This window comes from Priestia sp. 10L35 (assembly GCF_056395685.1).
In genome coordinates this window covers 428279-449417 of sequence record NZ_JBFTKA010000003.1, presented here as the reverse complement: position 1 = coordinate 449417, position 21139 = coordinate 428279, and the positions used below count along the sequence as shown (strand labels likewise).

Here is a 21139-nt window from a genome sequence, read left to right as displayed (position 1 = left end):
AACTTAAATGGTTACGTCTTCTTTTTTAGCAAACATGATATCAATTACTTGTTTAATATGTGCATCCCTTAAAGAATAAAAAGCTAACTTTCCTTCTTTGCGATAATTGGCAATTCCTATATTACGCAGCAGTCTTAAGTGATGAGAAGCAGTCGCAACTGTAGAGCCTACAATATTGGCTACGTCACATACACATAATTCCTCGCCTTTATACAGAGCCAAGACAATTTTAAGCCTCGTTTCATCTCCTAACGCTTTGAACAAGGCAGAAACCCCTTGAACAGCTTCGGCATCGATGGCAGGCTTAATACGATTTACTTTTTCTTCATTAAAACAATAAATATCACAGCGGTCTTTTGGCATGATTTCCTCCTTCATTCAAACATTCAAATGATTGTTTGTTTATAATATATGTCAATTTTTAAAAATGTTCAAACATTTATTGAGTATTCGGAATTTTTTTCTGAGCAAAACATAAATATAGGAAGAATAAATATGGAAAGTATGCCTATTAGTGTATGTACTCTGTACTAAATGGTGCGGGCGAAAAGAGAATGACTTTACATGCAGAACAAAACAAAAAGCCACCCCTATAGGTAGCCTTTTAATGATTTTAAAAATGATAGAAATAATGAAATATAGCTTAGACTTTGTTTACTTAATTAGCGTTTTAATCGGTTAAATAATAAATCTGCTGCATTATTTAACACCTTGTCCGACTCTTTTAATCGTTTGTCCGAGTTTTCTAAATAGGATTGAGCAGATAATACAACATCTAACGGATCCTTGACATTCTTCTTTTCGGTACATACTAAATGTCCTACACCATTTTTCCAATGAATCGTGCATTTAAAATTCACAAATGTATCATCGGTCGTTCTCAAACGCAAATGCCTGATGATGGGGTTAGATGAGGAGTGCTGTGACAGCATCCACATTGCTTGTTTCCGATCGTCTTTATGAATAATGCTCCACAGACTGGAGACTGAAGAAAAATAAGAATGTGCTTGACTAGAAAAATGAAGGATTTCACCTTCTTGATTTAATTGAAAGTAAGGAACGGGGATCCATTTAAGTATGTTACTTTCCATCATGCACCTCTCCCAACTTAAGTAATCCCTTTTACCATATCACAATTACCTAATATTTGTATGGTTTTTATTATTTTCCCCATGCTTTTCCCCGTTTTAAGCTGTAAAAGCTAAAGAATTATTCAGTTTAAAACACTTGAAAAAAGAACATGTGTTCGATAAACTAAAAATTAAAGGAGCGAATTCTATGCGACAGCTACTTCAAGAAAGCTACTCTTCAAGACGACCTGTTGAAATTATTTATATGGACGATAAAGGATGTTTGACACAGCGATTTATTATTGTGTATAAAATTTATCCTCAGAGCGTAAAAGCTTGGTGCTTACTAAGGAACGAGAAGCGAACGTTTAAAATAGAGAATATCCTTTCATGCGGATTCAGCAATAAAAGGAAAAGCAGTTTTAGGCAGAAAGCTCACTCAATTTAAGAGGGGCTTTTTCATATCATTTCCTCTTATGGCGTGTGAGTTATTTTCATACACTATATCCACCAGAAAGGGGAATGAACATGACATTAAACCAAGGAAATAAAACTAAACACATCGCTAAAGGAAGAACGGAAAAAGATGATATGACAATGCAGGGTGAGAAAAAACAGCATGAAGCACAAAGTACCTCTTTGTCTCATAATAATTGTCGGGCAAACCTTGACGGAGATTAATCTAAAAAAGGAAAGCTTTCGTTTCCAAAGCTTTCCTTTTTAGTGTATATCGCATTTTTAAGTTAACTCGTATTTTTCTGAGCCAATCATAATATAGTCTCTCGTTCGATATATGAATTTTACGGATTCCTCATAAACTTCATACGAGTAATTTTCTAAAACATTGTTTTTTTGATTAATATATTGCATAAAAACGTTTTGAAAATAACCGTTCTCCACAAAAAGCTCACCGGTTTTGCACAGCTTTTCATGTGCTTCTTCCAGCCATTTTGCAATCTGACTGTCGCTGTTAGTAAATGTAAGGATGTGTGTATATTGATCTGATAAATCTGTCATATCCTCTTTATCCTGGTCAAAATAAAACACTTTTTCTTTTTTTGACTGCAGCCTTTGTTTATGCAAAGTGATATTTTTTAATAGTTCTTTTTCAACGTCTTCTTCGGGACTTATATAGATGGGGCATGTGCCTGCTACCTCACCTTGATCTGTAAATAATACAACATAGTACAAATCAAACATCATATCTCTCCCTTCACGTGTTCATACTATCCTATCTCGCATCCTTCATTTTTAGAATCATTTTTCTGACGTTTGTGCAACATTGGTTCTAATGTATTACTCATAAGCGAACCTCAGTTTTAACTGGAAAGAAAAGGGGAAGTGAAAATAAAAATTCTGCGTTTCTTCATTATAATAAGAAAAAACGATCTGTTTACTAGTATTTAAATCTTTCGAAAAATCAAAATAAATAAGGATTGATTTCGTCACTTTATTGTGGTTTCATAATAAAGTGTAAAAAGACCATTTTTCTTACAGAGAGAAATGAGATAGAGTGCTTCTGTGTTGATTCTTTCTTTTGAATATAGTATACATACAGGGGTATAGAAATTAATTGGGAGGAAAACATGGCGATACTATATATGAGCATAGGTATTTTACTTTTATTAATTTGTTACAGTTTTTATAAACGCTATGTGCCGGTGCAGGGAATAAAGAAAGTGACGACCGTCGACTGTGCTTCTACAACAATTTCGTATGTAGATGTTCGTCATTTTCATGAAATGAAACAAACCCCCTGTCAAAAAGCAATCCATATTCCGCTTCCTTATTTAGAGAGACAGCATGCAGAAATTCCATATAAAGAAGTGGTCGTAATTGTTCCTGACAGCATTTCCCGAAATTTAAGCATTCGGCAGCTCAAAAAGCATGGGTATCAGGTCAAGGGATACATGTGTGCGGAAAGATGTGTGTAATAAAAAGAACAGCAAATGACCCTTTATAGGGTTTACTTTTGGAAAGCTGTGATATATAAGCTGAAAGATACCTGTGTCAAAACGGGTATCTTTTTTTGTTATGAAGATGAGAAGGGGGCAGGGATCGGTTTCTTTTGGTTCAACAGCTACTGAGTCTTTTAGCGTATTTTTATGACAAAAGGTTTGAAAAATCCCTTTTGTGGTAAAAAAAAACGTAGTTCTCCTAGTGCATAGACAGAGGTTTAATAGGAAGTTATAATTTAGGCAATTACATAAAAGGGGAGTAAGCTAAGGAAGGTGAATAGATGTGCGAAAGATAAAGCGGTTGCTATTTCTGTTCATTTGTATAGCGGTTGTAATTGTTGCGTATGAGATGATTCGATATCCAATTGAAAACAATGCTGCAAGTGTGCAGCAGCATTTGCGAAATTGGGAGCATAAAGAAAGTATTGATGGTTCTGCAAAGATTACGCTGCAAGATTTTAAACGGGTTGATCACTCTAATACATACATAGCCTTATTCTCCATACCTGGTGATAAAGAAGGAATGGCCGTATTGAAGCAAGGATGGAACAAACGCCTGCGTATTGAAGTCAGTACCAAAATGAGCAATTTAGTGGATTATGATGATATCCATACAAATAAAGGGACATATGCGCTGTTTACAGGAACAAATAGAAGTAAACAAATTGAGCGAGTAAAGGCGGCTTTGGTGCACGATACATATACAATTGATGCTGCGGTCCCAAAAAGTGATTATTTTGTGCTGTATGAAAAAATACCGAGTCATATTAAACATCCGTTTCCAGCAACGACAACGCTGCTGGATAAAGCAGGGGATGATATCACAGTTAAAGAATTTATGGATCAAGAGCTGCGTGAATAACACGCAGCTTTTTTCTATAAAAAAAAGCTTTTTAAAAAAATTCACGTTTTGTTCATATTTTCGAAAGAAAGAATTTTAAGCAAAAAAAACAAATATTTGCTATAAAGTAAAGGGGAATTAACGGGCAAAATAAGTTTCATACAGGGCGTCACATTTTCTTTGAAAATTTGTCACAAAATATTCAATTATGTCGATGTGTATTGATATATCAATGTTGAAGCAAACATACAAAGCTAATTTTGCAGTTATTCCTAAAGAAATAGTTAAGAAATGGGAGCTGAATCCTTTTATTTACATTTATTCATACCAAATTATGTGATAGAATATCGCAAGGTTGAAGCACTCTAACCCCATTGGTACAGTCACTATATTAGAATATTTTTAATATAAAAAAATAAAGCAAAAGGGACGAAAAAAATGTCACTTTGTATTACAATAGTAGTGGCCTACAAATAAGGGGGAAGAGAGTCTGTATAAAAATGTCGTTATCTAGCGAAAGATAGCGCATTTTGAATGTTCATCAATATAGGCTTCGCATCATGTGTTGTTAGAAAGGAGAGTTTTAAGTGAAACCAAAAAAAGGATTTTGGAAGCTAGTAGGTTTACTATCTGCGCTTTCACTAGTATTTTTGAGCGGTTGTTCAAAGCTTGCTGTATTGAACCCGCAAGGTCCTGTTGCAAAAACGCAATCTGATTTAATCATTTGGTCTATGTGGATGATGTTGATCGTGGTTGTTGTCGTATTTGCTATTTTTATATTTGTTCTTGTCAAATATCGTGAAAAACCTGAAAACATGGACTATGAGCCACCTGAGCAAGAAGGTAACTTAAAGATGGAGGTTATTTGGACAGCATTCCCAATCATCATCTTAATTCTATTAGCAGTGCCAACTGTTAAAGCGATCTATTCTGCAGAAGAAGTACCGGCAGAATCAAAGGATAAAGATCCAATCGTGATTCACGTTACATCTGCAAACTGGAAATGGATTTTCAGTTATCCGGAACAAAATATCGAGACGGTTAACTACGTAAACATTCCAGCGGATACGCCAGTGAAATTTGAGTTAACAGCTCAAGGGCCTATGAACTCATTCTGGGTACCAGAACTTGGCGGACAAAAATATTCGATGAACAACATGTCAATGCCATTATACTTAGAAGCTGATAAGCCTGGTTCTTATATGGGACGTAGTGCTAACTTCTCTGGTGAACATTTCACTCAAATGCAGTTCGAAGTTCAAGCTCAAACGGACAAAGACTTTAAAGAGTGGGTTAGTGACGTAAAAGGTACAGCTGGTAAATTGACTGAAAAGAAATATGATCAAATCCTAAGCCCAGGCGTTGTTGGTCGTCAAACTTACAACGGTACACATTTAAAATGGATTGACCATGCAAAAGATGTATACATTCCTGGCAAAGAGCTAGAACGTGGTACAGGACATGATCACAGCAAGATGAAAGAAGACGAAAAAACGAGTAATGAAGAAATGGAAAACATGGATCACTCAAATCATGAATAACATTCATTTATTACACTAAATAACGTAATGATTGGGGGAAGACATAATGAAGCTAGATGAATTTTTCGTCACTGGCGAACCTATGATTTACGCTGCTGATGCAGCAATCGCTATGACGGTCATCGGTATCGTTTTTGTCTTAACATATTTCAAGAAATGGAAATGGTTATGGACAGAATGGTTAACAACAGTTGACCATAAAAGACTCGGTGTCATGTACATCCTTTCAGCTGTATTAATGCTTTTCCGCGGCGGAATCGATGGAATCATGATGCGTATGCAGCTTGCATTCCCGGGTATGAACATTTTAGATGAACATCACTACAACGGAGTCTTCACGGCTCACGGTGTTATCATGATCTTATTCATGGCAATGCCATTTATTATCGGACTAATGAACGTAATCGTTCCATTACAAATTGGTGCGCGTGACGTAGCATATCCGTTCTTAAACGCAATTAGTTTCTGGACATTCTTTATGGGAGCAATGCTATTTAACCTTTCTTTCGTAATCGGAGGAGCTCCTGATGCAGGTTGGACAAGTTACTTCCCGCTTGCAGGTAAAGAATTCAGTGAAGGTATCGGAAATAACTTCTATGCCGTTTCACTACAGATTGCTGGTGCTGGTACATTAATGACTGGTATCAACTTCTTTGTAACAATCTTAAAAATGCGTGCCCCTGGCATGACAATGATGAAAATGCCAATGTTTACTTGGTCAATCTTCATCACATCAATTATTATTATTTTCGCGTTCCCTGTATTAACAGTAGCGCTTGCACTTATGACACTTGACCGTGTATTCGGAACAGCCTTCTTTACAATGGCTAACGGCGGTCTTCCAATGATGTGGGCTAACTTATTCTGGATTTGGGGTCACCCTGAAGTATATATCGTTATTTTACCGGTATTCGGTGTCTTCTCAGAAGTTATCAGTACACATTCTCGTAAGAACTTATTCGGTTATAAAGCAATGGTTGTATCAATGGTCGGTATCGCATTCTTAAGTTACCTTGTATGGGTGCATCACTTCTTTACAATGGGTAACTCACCGTCAGTTAACTCGTTCTTCTCAATTACAACGATGTTAATCGCCGTACCAACCGGAGTTAAAATCTTTAACTGGCTCTTTACAATGTATAAAGGCCGTATCAAATTTACGACTGCGATGCTTTGGTCATTAGCGTTTATTCCAAACTTCGTAATCGGTGGGGTAACAGGGGTTATGCTTGCGATGGCATCAGCCGATTATCAATATCATAACAGTTACTTCCTAATCGCTCACTTCCACTATGTATTAATCTCTGGTACAGTGTTTGGCTGTTTCGCAGGTTTATACTTCTGGTATCCAAAGATTTTCGGTCACACGTTGAACGAAAAATTAGGAAAAATTTCATTCTGGATTTTTGTTGTTGGATTTAACGTATGTTTCTTCCCACAATTCTTCCTAGGTTTAGACGGTATGACTCGTCGTATGCAAACTTATGCAGACAACCTTGGCTGGAACGGATTAAACTTAGTTTCAACAATCGGTGCATTCTTAATGGGTCTTGGCTTCTTCGTATTAGTAGTTAACTTATTATACAGTGCATGGAAAAACAAACGCGACACTGCAAACGATCCTTGGGATGGTCGTACACTTGAGTGGTGGACTAAATCACCAGTTCAAGCTTACAACTTTGCAGTAATTCCTCATGTGAAAGAAATGGATGCATTTTGGCACATGAAAAAACGTAATGAAACAGAAATTAAAGCAGAAGACTTAAAACCAATTCACTTACCAAGCAACTCTGGTGTGCCGTTTATCTCAGGTATTTTCTGGTTTATCGGTGGATTTGGCTTAGTATTTGAATGGATTCCAATGGCAATCGTTGGATTAGCAGGTATTTTTGCTTGTATGCTTGCTCGTTCATTTGATTATGATCCAGGCTTCTATGTAAAAGTAGATGAAATCAAGAAGGTTGAAGGAATTACAGGGGGTGACAAATAATGGCAGGACATTTAGATAAATCATTGCCGTTAGAATACCAAGAAGAACAAAGTCGCCTGAATATCCTTGGATTCTGGATTTTCTTAGGTGCCGAGATCGCGTTGTTCTCTACGCTGTTCGTAACGTACTTAACGTACCATACGCGTACAGCGGGTGGCCCTACTGCAGAAGAACTGTTCGTTGTTAAAGATTTTATGATCGAAACGCTGTTACTACTATTCAGTAGTTTCACGATGGGAATTGCCATCTTTAAAATGCGTAATAATGATTTAAAAGGACTTTTAGTTTGGTTCGTGATTACGCTTGTCCTTGGTGGAGGATTCCTTTTCTACGAAATTCGTGAGTTTTACATGTACGCAGTTCACGAAGGTGCAACAATGCAAACAAGTGCCTTCTTATCAGGGTTCTTTACACTACTTGGAACGCACGGTCTTCACGTAACAGTCGGTGTATTCTGGGCAATCAGTATTATTATTCAATTAGTAAGACGAGGATTAACACCAGTTACTGCTCGTAAAGTATTTATTATCGGTTTATACTGGCATTTCCTTGATGTTGTATGGATCTTCATCTTCACGCTTGTATACTTGAACGGATTGGTGGGATAAGACATGGAAAATAAACAAGGCCAAAAAGCAGGTTTTCCGCTTAGTCATGTATTTGGGCTTATCCTTTCACTAGCCTTAACATTCGCAGCGCTTGGTTTAGTAGTGCTAGCTGATCTATCAAGAAGCATTACGATGACTCTTATCATGATCCTAGCGTTATTACAAGCAGCAATGCAGCTAGTAATGTTCATGCACATGACTGAAAGTGAAAATGGTAAAGTACAGGTTGCAAATATTCTTTACAGTTTCTTTATTGCACTTTGTATCGTTGTTGGTACACTGTGGATTCTTGCAGCTCACTTTAACCATTAAAAATAAAACCACTTACTTCGGTAAGTGGTTTATTTTTTTTCATTCAGTTTATATTTCAACGTTTGATATTCTCCCGTGGGAACTTTTTTTACCACTTTTCCTTTATCATCTCTATAAACATTTACTTGTTCGTACACTTCAATTCGGTATCCGCCTCTTTTTTCTGTTTTAACATGAACTTCTTTGACCGACATGTTTAATTGTTCCGCCTCGTCTTCATCTGCAGAGGTTTCAACAGCTCCTCCATCAAGTGAAAGGTGAGATAAGCTGTTAAACGACTGCTGGGAATTGTTATCAACATAGCTTGTCACGACTAAAATGCCGGCAAAAAACAATACTAAAAAAAGCGTCCGGACTTTCATCTTCATCTTAAAACACCCCCGTAAACTGACAAACCAGCACGACTGCACCTAATATCCAAACGTAAATTGCAAACGTTTTTAATGAATGATGCTTTAAATAATTGATCATCCATTTTACCGCTACATAACCAAATAAAGCAGATGAAAGGGTGGCGACGAATAAAAAGAAAACGGAAAGCTGCTCGACTTCACCTGTGACTACATCTTTTAACTGAAGTAACACCGCTCCGCAAATGGCGGGAGTCGACAATAAAAATGAAAAGTAAGCGGCTGTTTCACGGTCTAATTTTCGCATTAACGCAGCTACCATGGTTAAACCAGATCGAGATACAGCAGGGAATATCGCAGCTGCTTGAAACGAGCCGATAAAAAAGGCATCTCCGTATGAAATATGATCCATTTTTTTATAGCCATTTTTTACGGAATCACCAAACCATAACAGCAGTCCTGTCGCAAGAAATTCCCAGCCGATCGTTAAGCCAGATTTAGAAATACTGTCAAAATAGTCTTTGAACAAAAGACCAATCGCAACTGCAGGGATCGTTCCTATCACCAAAAGCCCTGTAAGCTTGCTAAAAGGATGACGAATAATATGCCATAGCTCACGCTTATAAAAGACAAATACAGCAAGCAGAGTGCCCATATGCAGCATCGTATCTAGATACAATCCTGCATCGTCTAAGCCAAATAAGTGGCGCCCTAAATACAAATGTCCCGTGCTGCTTATCGGTAAAAACTCTGTAAGCCCTTGAATGATTCCCAAAATAAATGCTTCAAACCACGACATCTTATCACCTCATACAGCGTGTCCTTATTAGTAGTGTATAGAGGAAGTTCTGAGAACATGACAAAAACATGGAAGTATAGGCATTCATTTAGTGAAATAAATACATAAAAATAGGTCATAGTATAAGAAGAGACGACCATTCTTATCTCCATCTCATCCACAATGAATGGAAAGAGGTGCTAAAAATGATACGAAAATGGGTGGCTGTATGCGTCGTATTCGCTGCTTTTATTTTTCCGCAGGCAGTAAGTGCTGAACAGCCAAAAGTAGAGATATTTCAAATTGAAACGGGCAGAGTCGTTCGTTCAACGCTCAAACCTCCAAATGTTCAAAAAGAAGCTGAAAAAAGTATTGCGTCCATTACTGGTTTATATAAAAAGGCAAGTCCGCTTCCTAAAAAAGGCTATCTTGTTAAAGTACCTCTTGATCCAGCCGTAAAAATTGAAAATAGTGCGGTCAACACGCTGGCAAGTGAAGTTATTTTTGTTCTTGAGCCGAATCAAAAGCCAATCATGATGGTATTTGACAATGAAAATAGAACCTATTTTTTTGAATTCACTCATGATTTAACTCTTCTCAGAAAAGCATTACAGCTATAAGTCATCGAAATGATGGCTTTTTTTTACATAGACAGTTGACAGTTTATTATGATAAATGTAATATATTTAGAAAAGTCAGAAATAATAAGGGGGAGAATTATGTGATAGCTCTACGACCGTTCTCCAAAAAAGACTTTAAACAGCTAATGGATTGGATTCCCTCCGAGTCATTTATGGTGCAATGGAGCGGCTCTAGCTTTTCTTTTCCGCTGACTCCTAGACAGTTAAAACACTACATTCGATATGCTAATGAAGATGGTGCTTCTACCTATGCTTTTTCCGTCATAGATGAAAATGAACAGCTTATTGGACATATTTCTCTTGCTCATATTGATTATTATCATAAAACAGGAAGAATTGGCCGAGTGCTGCTTGGTGAAAAGTATAGAGGAAAAGGGCTTTGCTCGCACATGTTTGAAAAAGTGTTAGCTTTTGGTTTTGAAGAACTGGGTCTTCACCGAATTTCGCTCGGCGTCTTTGATTTTAACGAGCGAGCGATTCAGTCCTATGAACGAATTGGCTTTACACGCGAAGGCCTTCTTCGAGATGTCCGGCTTGTAGATGGACAGTACTGGAGCTTAATTGAAATGAGTATGTTAGAAAGTGAATGGGCACAGCGTGATGTGCATCAAAAATCAAGCTAAAATCTACTAGTGAAAAGCCAGCTTCTCAACAAGCAGGCTTTTTTGACGTATGCTTAAATTTCTCTAAAAAGGTATAAATTTTCATTCATTAAGGCATATAGAGAGTAAGTGACGTGTAAAGGAGACCGGATGAATGAAAAAATACAAAATAGGGATCTTAGCGGCATGTATTTTGCTTTTAGGAACCGCTGGATTTGGAATTGCCTATCAACAGCAAACATCTGCTAAAGAGCAGCCTCACTCGTTTAATGTACTAGTTATGGGCGTAGATGAAAGGCCAGGAGATACAGGCCGCTCAGATGTATTAATGGTGGTCAACTTAGATACGAGCCACAATAAAGCAAAAGTTATGCCGATCCCCAGAGATACGCGCGTGCACATTGATGGAAAAGGAACGGATGAGAAAATTAATCATGCTTATCGATACGGAGGCATTCCTTTAACCGTGCGCACGGTTGAGAACTTCTTAGATGTCGATGTCGATTATTATGTGAAAGTAAATATGGAAGGCTTTAAAGATGTAGTAGATGAACTTGGCGGAGTATACGTTAAGAACCCGTTTCCTTTTGTGTTTGATTCATTTATCTTTCCTGAAGGAGAAAATGCGTTGAACGGCGAAAAAGCTCTTGCCTATGTGCGGATGAGACACGAAGATCCAAAAGGAGATTTAGGTAGAAATAATCGCCAGCGCCAAGTAGTGGAAGCTCTATTAGATAAAGGAATGAACATGTCAACGGTGAAAAACATTCCAAGTCTCCTCACGCTTGTAAAGAAGCATATTCGAACGAATATTGATGTCAGCGATGCATTTACGATGTATAACGTTATTAAGAAGGGCCGGCCTGATTTCGAAACGGTAACCGTAAAAGGAGAAGGACAAATGGTAGATGGTACATGGTATTATGTTGTCAAACCATCTGAAAAAAAACAGCTGAGCGCTATGTTTCAACAAACTCATTAATAAGAAAGAGGACTGAAGAAATTCAGCCCTCTTTTTATTCACCAATTTCTTCTTGACGCTGCAAGCAGGAAATTTGTTTTTTCTCTGGATGGACACCAAATGTATAGCCCCACGTTTGCAATTTATCTAGAATGATTTCGTCTTTTTTAAAGCCAAAGATCATCACTACATCTTGGTTTTCATCTAAAAGCAAATACTTTTCATCTTTGCGCCACATCGTTAAGTTTGACGCATAGAAAAGATTCCAGCCGTTATTCATGCGATGACCGGTTGCTTGGTTTTTATAGTTGACAATCATATTTCTTCCTCCATTAGTGAATCTTTCTAAAAGTAGAACTTCAAAGAATATTATAAACGTTCTATTCCTAGAAATCTATTATTTATCCTGTTGAGGGAAAATCGCCGTGATGTTTATAAAATACATGTGATAAAAGATTTAGTATATAGGGATATATTTGGATAAAACGAGAATTAATAAGTAAGAAAACGGAGAAAAGAAGGGTCTAAAAGCGTATATAATTGAAAAAATTATAAGTTATCTAGCTTTAAAGACTTAAAAACACGCTTTTCAGACCATGGATATGCTTTTTCAAATTTCTACCTACAAGAAAGAAGGCAGAGGCGCGAAATGTGTAGGTGAATCTAAATGAGTTTACGGTAAACATGAGGCCCCAAAACGTGGTACACGCTAGAAAAGGGGGAAATTCAACGATGTCAAAAAAAGCGCTATGGATTAAAAATGCTTCGCAAGTTGTAACGGCCAAAGAAAATAAAGGTCCTTTAGCTGGAAAAGAAATGAGAAACTTAACGGTGATTGAAAATGGCTCAGTCTGGATAGAAGGAGACCAAATTGTGACCGTAGGTACAACAAAAGAGCTAGAACAAAAATATGAAAGGGAAAGAAATGACGCAACGATTATTGATGCTTCGCATAAAATTGTGACTCCGGGTCTGATTGATCCCCATACACACGCTGTGTACGCTGGCTCGCGTGAAGAAGAATTTTATAGGCGGTTTGAAAGGCCAACTTCTTACTTGGATTTATTAGAAGAAGGTGGAGGTATTCACTCCACTGTCGTTCAAACACAAGAAGAGTATGCGTACCGGATTTATCAGCAGAGCTATGAGCGTCTTACGTCTTTTCTAGCTCACGGAGTCACAACTATAGAAGTGAAAAGCGGGTATGGCTTAGAACTAGAAACAGAACTAAAGCAGCTGCAAATCGCTAAAATGCTGAATGATACGCACGCAGTTGATGTAGTAAGTACCTTTTTAGGCGCACACGTCGTACCTCTTGTATATAAAAAAGATACGCAGAAATACGTCAATTTACTTATTCACGAAATGATTCCTCAAATTTCTTCTTATAAGCTTGCAGCATTTAATGATGCTGTATGTCTTCCAAATGCTTTTTCATTCAAACAATGTCAAGAAATACTAGAAGCCGGGAAAAGCCATGGCATGCTTCCTAAAATACATGCCGACCCCTTTGAATACTGCAGAGGAGCGGAGCTCGCAGCAGAGGTAGGAGCGATATCAGCAGATTATCTTTTGTATGCTTCTGATGAAGGATTAAAGAAACTGGCTGAAAAACGGATCGTAGCGACACTTTTACCGGGGAATTCCTTATTTGTTGGAATGAAATGGCCAGATGCTAGAAAAATGATCGATTTAGGCGTTCCGGTTACTCTTTCTACAGACTGCAATCCAGGTTCATCTCCAACGACTTCACAGCAATTTGTGATGAACCTGGCATGTATGAATATGAACATGAGTCCTGAAGAAGTGCTTGTAGCCACAACTATTAACGCAGCTCATGCTATTAATCAAGGAGATAAGATTGGGAGCATTGAAGTCGGAAAACAGGCTGACTTAGCGATTTTTAATGTCTCTAGTTATCGAACCCTTCAATATCAGTATGGCTTAAATCATATTGACTGCGTAGTAAAAAAAGGAGAAGTAGTTGTAGAAAACGGAAAAGTTTTGTAAAAGAAGTTTATAGAAAAAGAGAAAAGGGTAAAGAATAGAGAATTTGTCACACATGCAAAGGCAGGGAATTTAGATATGATTACAAAACAAAATGTTATTCCATTACTAAAAGAAGCTTGCCCATCTTTTGAGCCAAGCGAAGAAGTGGACCTCAACGATAAAGACGAGCTGCAGCATGAATTAAGCCGTGTTGCAGGTCATTTAATCTCTCTTGAATATAACGGCCAGCTCCAGCGTGAACCGGACGTATTTGAAGCGATTGAACAGCTGTATATAGAAGGTGAAGCTGATGTGAAAGAAGCTGTTACAACGGGACTCTTTCAAGCAATGCATGAAATGATTATAGATCAGCAAATTAGCCCAGAAGAAATTGGAATGCTATTAAAACCTCACTCACTGAAGTGGTGGAAAACGATTGACCATTTTAGCGAAAACAGTGGTGAACAGTAAGGAAAAAGAACGTCATGGAGACATGATGTCCGTGACGTTCTTTTCTTTTACTGTTCTTTTTTCAGCTGTCTCTCTAAAATAAAAGGGCCGAACGGAATAACCGACATAAGAAACGCAAATAAAGAGCGGCCGATTGACCATTTATGCGCGAATTTTACATGAACGACTGCAAGAGCGTACAGCACAAAAAGTGCACCGTGTGCTGCGCCTACAACTGATACAGCTTCTGGTATGCCTGCTGCATATTTTAGCGGCATAGCAATGCCAAGCAGCAGTAAAAATGAAATTCCTTCTAAAATTCCTACTAAACGCAGGCGACCGATTGGTGATGTAAGAACCATGTTTTCTCCTCCCGTAACGACGGAATAAATTTCTGTATCAATGACAAAAATGTACCATAGCGAGCTCTTCATATACAAGCATCATTTGTATCTGTCACAAAAAAGTCGAAAACGCTTTAATTTGCTCTATAGAAGTGTTTTGTTTAAAAAACTGACATACTCTTGTGATGCAAGGGATAAAAGAGCACACTACGTGTTGACAAGTTATTTTAATTATTTTATATGTATAGTATCGAAAACGTATGAGAGGATTTTTTACCATGACAAACCGAAAACAGCAGAGAGAGAAAATTTTAGATGCTGCTTTTGAAGTGTTCGGATCCAAAGGCTACTATGAAGCAAAAATGATTGATATTGCTAAACTAGCAGGTGTATCTAAAGGAACGCTTTACTTGTACTTTTCGTCTAAAGAGTCGCTTTATATCGCTGTGAACAATCGTTCGTTTGATGAGTTTTTGTATCATGCAAAGCGAAGAACGGATGAATGCCAAACGTTTCATGAAAAGCTGTATTCAATTGCGAAGCATCATCTGCTCTTTTTTTACGAAACTAAAAAATATCCCGACTCTTTTTGGCAAGCCCCACACCAAATGCCAGAAATGATGGGTCGTCTTCATCAATTTTTTGAGGATTATCACGGGCTTGTTGCTAAATTGATTGAAGAGCAGAAAATAAAAAATGCTTTTTTACACTCAAAAGCGTTTTGCAGCATGTTAAATGGGTATAGGATGGATATCGTTTCCGATGATGATATAACAGAAGAAGATATCATGAACTATGCGGAGTTCATTGTGAACTTATACATTGAAGGCTGCTACTTTGAGACCTAAAAATGACTCGTCGGTACTGGTTGATAATGGAGGGATATGATGGATACCAGCAGCACAATGATTAATTTTTCATATTTTCAAGAACAAATCGTTACCAAGGTTAACACAGACAATACCCTGCCGTTTTCTCTTGGATTTAGTAAAGGTGGACTTGTGGCAGAATGTCCATGGAGACTAAAAAACAAACGCAGCATCTTGCTTGGTCAAGCGGACTGGAAATCGCTACATTCTGCCGAGCAGCGTCAGCAAGTCGAAGCGCTGCTGCTTGGCCAGCACATTATTTCTATACAGTGGTATGAAGATATCGGTATACTTCGAATTACATTTTCTAATGGGTATGCGCTAGATATGTTTCACGACAGCTCGTTTTTTGAAGGTTGGGATTTATATGGTCAAGATGGCTTTTCCTTTATCTCGCTTCCAGGGGGAGCGTGTGACCATCAAATTTCAGTTTGTATAGACAGTTCATCAGCACATGAAAGGAGGTGAGTTTTTTTGTGAAAAACTGACCCGTGGGTACTCTAAAATTGTTGAAAAATTAAGACGGGTCTGCAGCTATTAAAAGATGAAGGCTTCTCAAATAACTTAGTTACGTAATGGAGGAAAAAGATGAATTTTTTGACGAGATTTAGTTTAAAAAATGCGGTAGCTGTGTTTATTATTTCATTTTTACTTATTTTAGCGGGGCTATATTCATTTTCAAAACTAAAAATTGATTTACTGCCGAATATCGAATTTCCGCAGCTGTCCATTGAAGCAACGTATCCCGGGGCTTCTCCTGATGACGTAAATGAAAACGTCACGTCGAAAATCGAAGACCAAGTGAAAGGAATTGAAGGAATTAAAAGCGTACAAAGCGTATCGTATGAAAACGTTGGCATTATTAATTTAGAATTCCCGTTTAATACGGATTTAGATAAAGTTGAACAGCAAATTAACTCGTCGATAAAAGAATTAGATTTACCAGAGTCATCAAATGTAGACGTAAACCGTTTTTCATTTGGTTCATTCCCGATTTTCAACATTTCACTGTTTGCGAAAGATGATGCAAATCTTGAAAAAGTATTAAACGATGAAGTGATTCCTGAATTGAATAAAATTCAAGGTATTAACTCCGTCTCAGTTGGCGGCGTGAAAGAGGACCTTTTACAAATTACGGTCGATAAAGAAAAAGCAGCTCAAGCTGGCTTAACGCTTGATGGGATGAAAGAACAAATTAATCAAAAAGCTGTTTCATTCCCAGCAGGAACATTAAACGGAAAAGAGCTTCAAATTCCAGTGCGAGTAGAAGAAAAAGTTGCGACGATCGATGCATTAAAGAAAATCCAGCTGAAATCTACGATGAATCCTGAAGCAAAGCCTGTGAAGCTTGGCGATATTGCCAAAGTCGAAGCCGTAACAGACCAAGGCGAATATACGCGTTATGACGGCAAAGATGCACTGTCGATGGCCATCACAAAAAAACAAGATGCTAATACGGTTGAAGTGGCGAGCGAAACGATGAAAATTTTGAAAAAATATGACGATCAGTTAGACTACGCAATCGGCTTTGATTCAGCTGACGGCATTGAAAAGTCTGTTGAAACATTAGTACGCGAAGGATTGCTCGGAGCATTATTTGCATCACTTGCCGTGCTGATTTTCTTGCGTAACTTCCGCGCTACGATCATTGCGATTATATCGATTCCATTATCGCTGTTAGTATCAGCTATTTTCTTAAACCAGCTTGATATTTCACTTAACATTATGACACTAGGCGGAATGGCTGTAGCCGTTGGGCGCGTAGTGGATGACAGTATTGTTGTGATTGAAAATATTTTTAGACGCGTTCGCCGTTCAGAAGAAGGCATGAGCAACGAGCTTGTCGAATCGTCCACAAAAGAGATTTTAAAAGCCATTACCTCGTCTACCATTACAACGGTTGTCGTATTCTTGCCAATCGGCTTTGTAGGAGGAATTACAGGAGAGTTCTTCTTGCCGTTCGCCTTAACAGTTGTTTTTTCACTGTTAGCATCTCTTCTTGTAGCGATTACAATCGTGCCGATTTTAGCAAAGTTTGCGTTTAAAAAAGTACCGCCTGAAGAAAAAGAAGGAAAGCTGCAGCGCGGATATGCAAAAGCGATTGCATGGTCGCTTAATCATAAAATCAAAATTTTAATTTTATCCTTTATTTTACTGTTTGGCTCATTTGCGCTTGTTCCTTCACTTGGCTTTACGTTTATTCCAAATGAAGAACAAAAGATGCTTCAGGCCAACGTTCAATTACCAGCATCTACATCACTTGAAAAAACAAACGATGTATCTTTAAAAATTGAAAAGATGTTTGCGGATCAAAATGAAATTTCCGATGTGACTACGGAAGTTGGATCACGCGACTTTTCAACAGGTGTAAAACGCCCGAACCAAGTTGGCTATTTCTTGAACGTAAAAGAAGGCGTGAATGTTGATACGTTTATTGATAAAGTTCAAAAGAAAATGGAAAGCATCACGAAAGAAGAATCACCGAAAGCAACAGTTAATGTACAAGAAGCATCAACAGGAGGGCCTCCTACAAATAATAACGTAACGGTTGATTTATATTCTTCTAATTTAGATGACTTGCAAAAGGCAGCTAAGCAAGTGGAAAACCACTTAAACAAAGACAAACGTCTTAAATATGTAACAAATAACTTCTCAGATAAGCAAAAGCAGCTTGTAGTAGAAGTAGATCCTGATAAAGCCGCAGAGTATGGAGTATCTGGATTTCAGCTGCTTGGTACAATCTCCGACCAAACCAAACCAGTATCTGTTGGAGACTTAAAATTAGATAATACAAAACGAGCGGTTCAGCTTTCATACGATAAAGACCTTAGTTCAGTAAAAGAAATTAAAGATCTTCAAGTATTTACAGAACGAGGACCTGTGTTAGTAAAAGATATTGCTGACGTTCGTACAATTGATACGTTCACTTCTATTCAAAAGCTTGACGGCAAAGTATTTGCGCGAGTGGAAGCAGACATTAAAGGCGATGATGTTCAAGCTGTGACCAAAGATGTTGTAGATGGAGTGAAAAAGTTAGACTTGCCAAAAGATGTGAGCTTGGACGGTGGAGGCGGAAGCGACGAGACAGTGGAAGTCTTCCAATCTCTAGGTCTAGCTATTTTAACAGCAATCGGCCTTGTGTATTTAACGATGCTCGTTACGTTTGGAAAAGCGCGTATTCCATTTATCATTTTATCGTCACTCATTTTTGTGCCAATCGGTTCGTTAGTTGGTCTAGTCCTTGCAAAAGAACCGCTGTCTGTCAGCGTCATGATTGGATTCTTAATGCTGATTGGAATTGTTACAACAAACGCGATTGTGCTTGTAGATCGAATTACCCAAAATCGTGAACAAAAAGGCATGACGATCCGCGAATCCCTTATTGAAGCTGGGAAAACGCGCTTGCGTCCAATTTTAATGACGGCATTTGCTACCATTGCTGCATTAATTCCGCTGGCGCTTACTACATCAAGCGGAACGCTGATTTCAAAAGGCTTAGCTATCACGGTAATCGGAGGGCTTGCGTCATCTACCCTTCTTACCTTAATTATTATTCCAGTGGTATACGAACTCTTCTTCGCAAAGCAAGTGAAAAGAGAAAAACAGCTGGAAAAAGAAACGACATAAGAACTATTTTCTAATAGAGGAAAATATGACCATAGACTATATGTTATAATAAAAGTACGTTTTAACCCCTTATATTATAGAAAAAGAAGCGGCGCTTTCGAGCGCCGCTTCTTTTTTATGTAAAATCATTATTTACAAAAAATGATTAAATGTCTTGTATGGAGGGAAAGAGTGTTAACAGGAAGCTTTACTATATCATCGTAGAGTTATCTAAAAAACATACAAAGTACAGGAGTGTCGTTTTCGTGAGTTCAACAAAGAAAGTTGTATTTATCAGTTCCATTATTTTAAATGTCCTTTTCCTAGGTGTTTTTGCTTTTTATGCTACAAGCAGCAGCGCAATGAAAAATCCGCTGTCATCTAAGGATTCATCTAAGCAAAGCTATAGAGATAATCCTTATTACATTGAACGGACCACTTTGTTTAAGCAATTAAGTATTCCTAAAGAGTCGATCGTATTTCTCGGTGATAGCATTACCCAGCGCTCTGAATGGAGCGAACTTTTTCATAATAAGCAGATTGTCAATCGAGGCGTAGCCGATGATACAACAGAAGGGGTATTGCATCGTCTAAAAAGTATTACAGATGCTAAGCCAAAAAAGATTTTCTTAATGATTGGCATTAACGATTTAAACGAGCAAAAATCTGTAAAAAAAACCAAAGCCAATTATACTGAAATTCTTGAACGTATTCATAAAGAATCACCGAATACAAAAGTCTACATTCAAAGTGTACTGCCCGTGAACAATAAAAAATGCGGCGACGCAGTGGACAATAAAGATGTTATCGCATTAAATAACTATTTAGAGCGTCTAGCTAAGAAACACAAAGATTCTTACATTGATCTGTATTCGAAAGTATCTACACATAATCAGTTAAAAAGTAATTTCACGGTTGATGGTCTTCATTTAAAAGGCCAAGGCTATGCTATTTGGAAACAAGAGGTTCAGGCATACGTAAACCAATAAAAAAAGCGCTCCGGAAGGAGCGCTTTTTTTAGATAAGCTCTGGTAAATGTTTTTTAGCATCGTATTCGACAAGAGACTCGCCGTTTTTAATGCGCTGTAAATAATCAGGATTTGAAATCAGCGGGCGGCCAATAGCAGCTACGTCGATCCAGCCGGCTTGAAGCGCTTTTTCAGCTGATTCAGGCGTTAAGTCACCTACACCGATAATCGGTCCATCCCAGTACTTACGCGTAATTTCATAAAGATTTTGACCGTTTTGAACATCTTCATAAAAATCCAGCATAGACGGATGGATGATCTCAATTCCTGTTTCTTTAAATGCTTCTGTATACGTTTGAATAGCTTTTTCAGTATCATCCCAGCGGTAGTCTGGTTTATCAAGCTTATGAGGAGAGAAGCGAATCACAACGCGCTCTTTTCCAATGGCGTCGATAACAGCGGAAATCACTTCTTTCATAAACGTTAATCGCTGTGCAAGGTCGCCTCCGTATTCATCAGTGCGTTTATTAGACCAGTCTGAATTAAACTGATCGATCAAATAGCCGTGAGCACCGTGAATTTCAACGCCGTCAAATCCTGCTTCAATGGCATTTTTAGCGGCTTGGGCATACTGTCCCACAACTTCTTTAATATCTTCTTTCGACATTTCTTCAGGCTCTTCATAGGGCTTGCGGAAACGCGGCACTTGGCCTTGTGCTGCAATAGCGGAAGGGGCCTGAGGCTTATGCCCATTGATTAACCCGGAATGACTCAAGCGGCCAACGTGCCAAATTTGAGCAATAATCGTGCCGCCTTCTTCATGAACAGCTTCTGTGACAGGCTTCCATGAATCAATTTGTTCTTGGGTATAGATACCCGGAACGCCAGGATTTCCTTTTGCGCGTTCGCTGATAACAATTCCTTCACTAATAATTAAGCCAATACCATCCTTTGCGCGGCGGCGGTAATAGTCTACAACGTCTTGACCGACTACGCCTGTCTTTGGATCAGCAAAGCATCTTGTCATCGGTGCCATTGCTGTACGAGTGTGTAAATCAAATGCTTCAATGTTTGTTGGTTGGAATAGTTTTTCAAATTTACTCATTTTATATTCAGCTCCTTAAGAGGAAAGTATAGCTGCGAACGTTTTGCAGCGGGTTCAGTTTATTGTAACAGGGGATTTGTTTTATCTTCAAACATTTCGACTTCCGAAAAAAGTTCAAAAAAAAAGCCGGCTGTCTTTACAGCCAACTTTTACAAC

Annotated in this window: 23 protein-coding genes and 1 pseudogene; 16 read left to right on the top strand and 8 right to left on the bottom strand. The window is 38.1% G+C overall.

Going from position 1 to position 21139, the window contains the following annotated elements; all coding sequences use genetic code 11:
- Positions 1-3: 3 nt before the first annotated feature.
- A complete protein-coding gene (locus AC1DEF_RS13375; protein WP_013057833.1) occupies positions 4-363 on the bottom strand; it encodes an ArsR/SmtB family transcription factor in 360 nt (119 codons plus the stop codon).
- Positions 364-662: 299 nt separating this feature from the next.
- Complete coding sequence (locus AC1DEF_RS13370) at positions 663-1094, bottom strand: PAS domain-containing protein (protein ID WP_025751107.1); 432 nt, start codon at positions 1092-1094, stop codon at positions 663-665.
- A 504-nt stretch (positions 1095-1598) separates the two neighbouring features.
- Between AC1DEF_RS13370 and AC1DEF_RS13365 the strand changes: the two genes are divergently transcribed.
- Complete coding sequence (locus AC1DEF_RS13365) at positions 1599-1751, top strand: hypothetical protein (protein WP_170960212.1); 153 nt, start codon at positions 1599-1601, stop codon at positions 1749-1751.
- A 57-nt stretch (positions 1752-1808) separates the two neighbouring features.
- Here the strand turns inward: AC1DEF_RS13365 and AC1DEF_RS13360 are convergent, their stop codons facing one another.
- Positions 1809-2273: a hypothetical protein gene (locus tag AC1DEF_RS13360; RefSeq protein WP_255255817.1), complete on the bottom strand. Its 465-nt coding sequence runs from the start codon at positions 2271-2273 to the stop codon at positions 1809-1811.
- A gap of 383 nt (positions 2274-2656) precedes the next feature.
- On the opposite strand from AC1DEF_RS13360, the gene AC1DEF_RS13355 reads away from it, so the two are divergent.
- The 6 genes from AC1DEF_RS13355 to qoxD all read left to right on the top strand — a co-directional run bounded on the left by AC1DEF_RS13355 (position 2657) and on the right by qoxD (position 8320).
- Positions 2657-3004, top strand: a complete 348-nt coding sequence (locus AC1DEF_RS13355; RefSeq protein WP_097825260.1) for a rhodanese-like domain-containing protein — start codon at positions 2657-2659, stop codon at positions 3002-3004.
- Positions 3005-3311: 307 nt separating this feature from the next.
- A complete protein-coding gene (locus AC1DEF_RS13350; protein ID WP_025751110.1) occupies positions 3312-3890 on the top strand; it encodes a hypothetical protein in 579 nt (192 codons plus the stop codon).
- Between the two features lie 566 nt (positions 3891-4456).
- A complete protein-coding gene (gene qoxA, locus AC1DEF_RS13345; protein ID WP_013057827.1) occupies positions 4457-5410 on the top strand; it encodes a cytochrome aa3 quinol oxidase subunit II in 954 nt (317 codons plus the stop codon).
- A gap of 46 nt (positions 5411-5456) precedes the next feature.
- A complete protein-coding gene (qoxB, locus tag AC1DEF_RS13340; RefSeq protein WP_013083896.1) occupies positions 5457-7400 on the top strand; it encodes a cytochrome aa3 quinol oxidase subunit I in 1944 nt (647 codons plus the stop codon).
- Positions 7400-8008, top strand: coding sequence for a cytochrome aa3 quinol oxidase subunit III (qoxC, locus tag AC1DEF_RS13335; RefSeq protein WP_013057825.1), 609 nt, complete (start codon positions 7400-7402; stop codon positions 8006-8008). Before qoxB ends, qoxC begins: the two co-directional genes overlap by 1 nt.
- A gap of 3 nt (positions 8009-8011) precedes the next feature.
- On the top strand, positions 8012-8320 hold the full coding sequence (qoxD, locus tag AC1DEF_RS13330) for a cytochrome aa3 quinol oxidase subunit IV (protein WP_013057824.1): 309 nt from the start codon (positions 8012-8014) through the stop codon (positions 8318-8320).
- 29 nt (positions 8321-8349) lie between these two features.
- Here the strand turns inward: qoxD and AC1DEF_RS13325 are convergent, their stop codons facing one another.
- Positions 8350-8688, bottom strand: coding sequence for a hypothetical protein (locus AC1DEF_RS13325; protein WP_013083895.1), 339 nt, complete (start codon positions 8686-8688; stop codon positions 8350-8352).
- A 1-nt stretch (position 8689) separates the two neighbouring features.
- Complete coding sequence (locus AC1DEF_RS13320) at positions 8690-9469, bottom strand: undecaprenyl-diphosphate phosphatase (protein ID WP_025751115.1); 780 nt, start codon at positions 9467-9469, stop codon at positions 8690-8692.
- Between the two features lie 185 nt (positions 9470-9654).
- Between AC1DEF_RS13320 and AC1DEF_RS13315 the strand changes: the two genes are divergently transcribed.
- From AC1DEF_RS13315 to AC1DEF_RS13305, 3 genes are all read left to right on the top strand, one after another.
- Positions 9655-10068 (top strand): hypothetical protein, encoded by a 414-nt coding sequence (locus AC1DEF_RS13315; RefSeq protein ID WP_016764790.1) that lies wholly within the window; start codon positions 9655-9657, stop codon positions 10066-10068.
- Positions 10069-10169: 101 nt separating this feature from the next.
- Entirely contained in the window at positions 10170-10712 is a 543-nt protein-coding gene (locus AC1DEF_RS13310; RefSeq protein ID WP_013057820.1) for a GNAT family N-acetyltransferase, read from the top strand.
- A gap of 133 nt (positions 10713-10845) precedes the next feature.
- Positions 10846-11673 (top strand): LCP family protein, encoded by an 828-nt coding sequence (locus AC1DEF_RS13305; RefSeq protein ID WP_043981441.1) that lies wholly within the window; start codon positions 10846-10848, stop codon positions 11671-11673.
- A 34-nt stretch (positions 11674-11707) separates the two neighbouring features.
- Here AC1DEF_RS13305 and AC1DEF_RS13300 read toward each other — a convergent pair whose 3' ends face one another.
- On the bottom strand, positions 11708-11971 hold the full coding sequence (locus tag AC1DEF_RS13300) for a hypothetical protein (RefSeq protein ID WP_013057818.1): 264 nt from the start codon (positions 11969-11971) through the stop codon (positions 11708-11710).
- Between the two features lie 413 nt (positions 11972-12384).
- Here AC1DEF_RS13300 and hutI point away from each other — a divergent pair, with 413 nt between their 5' ends.
- Positions 12385-13662 (top strand): imidazolonepropionase, encoded by a 1278-nt coding sequence (gene hutI, locus AC1DEF_RS13295; RefSeq protein ID WP_097825259.1) that lies wholly within the window; start codon positions 12385-12387, stop codon positions 13660-13662.
- A gap of 75 nt (positions 13663-13737) precedes the next feature.
- Positions 13738-14112 carry a DUF7674 family protein gene (locus AC1DEF_RS13290; protein WP_013057816.1) on the top strand — a complete coding sequence of 125 codons (375 nt, stop codon included), beginning with the start codon at positions 13738-13740 and terminating at the stop codon, positions 14110-14112.
- A 47-nt stretch (positions 14113-14159) separates the two neighbouring features.
- On the opposite strand, the gene AC1DEF_RS13285 is transcribed toward AC1DEF_RS13290, so the two are convergent.
- Positions 14160-14453 carry a DUF3817 domain-containing protein gene (locus AC1DEF_RS13285; protein WP_013083888.1) on the bottom strand — a complete coding sequence of 98 codons (294 nt, stop codon included), beginning with the start codon at positions 14451-14453 and terminating at the stop codon, positions 14160-14162.
- Between the two features lie 260 nt (positions 14454-14713).
- Here AC1DEF_RS13285 and AC1DEF_RS13280 point away from each other — a divergent pair, with 260 nt between their 5' ends.
- The 4 genes from AC1DEF_RS13280 (at position 14714) to AC1DEF_RS13265 (ending at position 19899) form a co-directional block, all read left to right on the top strand.
- The gene (locus tag AC1DEF_RS13280) at positions 14714-15283 is read left to right on the top strand and encodes a TetR/AcrR family transcriptional regulator (RefSeq protein ID WP_016764786.1); all 570 of its coding nucleotides are present in this window, start codon (positions 14714-14716) and stop codon (positions 15281-15283) included.
- A 39-nt stretch (positions 15284-15322) separates the two neighbouring features.
- On the top strand, positions 15323-15772 hold the full coding sequence (locus AC1DEF_RS13275) for a DUF6188 family protein (protein ID WP_097825258.1): 450 nt from the start codon (positions 15323-15325) through the stop codon (positions 15770-15772).
- A 120-nt stretch (positions 15773-15892) separates the two neighbouring features.
- Positions 15893-18931 carry an efflux RND transporter permease subunit gene (locus AC1DEF_RS13270; protein ID WP_097825257.1) on the top strand — a complete coding sequence of 1013 codons (3039 nt, stop codon included), beginning with the start codon at positions 15893-15895 and terminating at the stop codon, positions 18929-18931.
- A gap of 245 nt (positions 18932-19176) precedes the next feature.
- Positions 19177-19899, top strand: coding sequence for a GDSL-type esterase/lipase family protein (locus AC1DEF_RS13265; RefSeq protein WP_097825256.1), 723 nt, complete (start codon positions 19177-19179; stop codon positions 19897-19899).
- Positions 19900-19927: 28 nt separating this feature from the next.
- On the opposite strand, the pseudogene AC1DEF_RS13260 reads toward AC1DEF_RS13265, so the two are convergent.
- Positions 19928-20968, bottom strand: a pseudogene (locus tag AC1DEF_RS13260) (alkene reductase); the annotation flags it as partial.
- Positions 20969-21139: the final 171 nt, after the last annotated feature.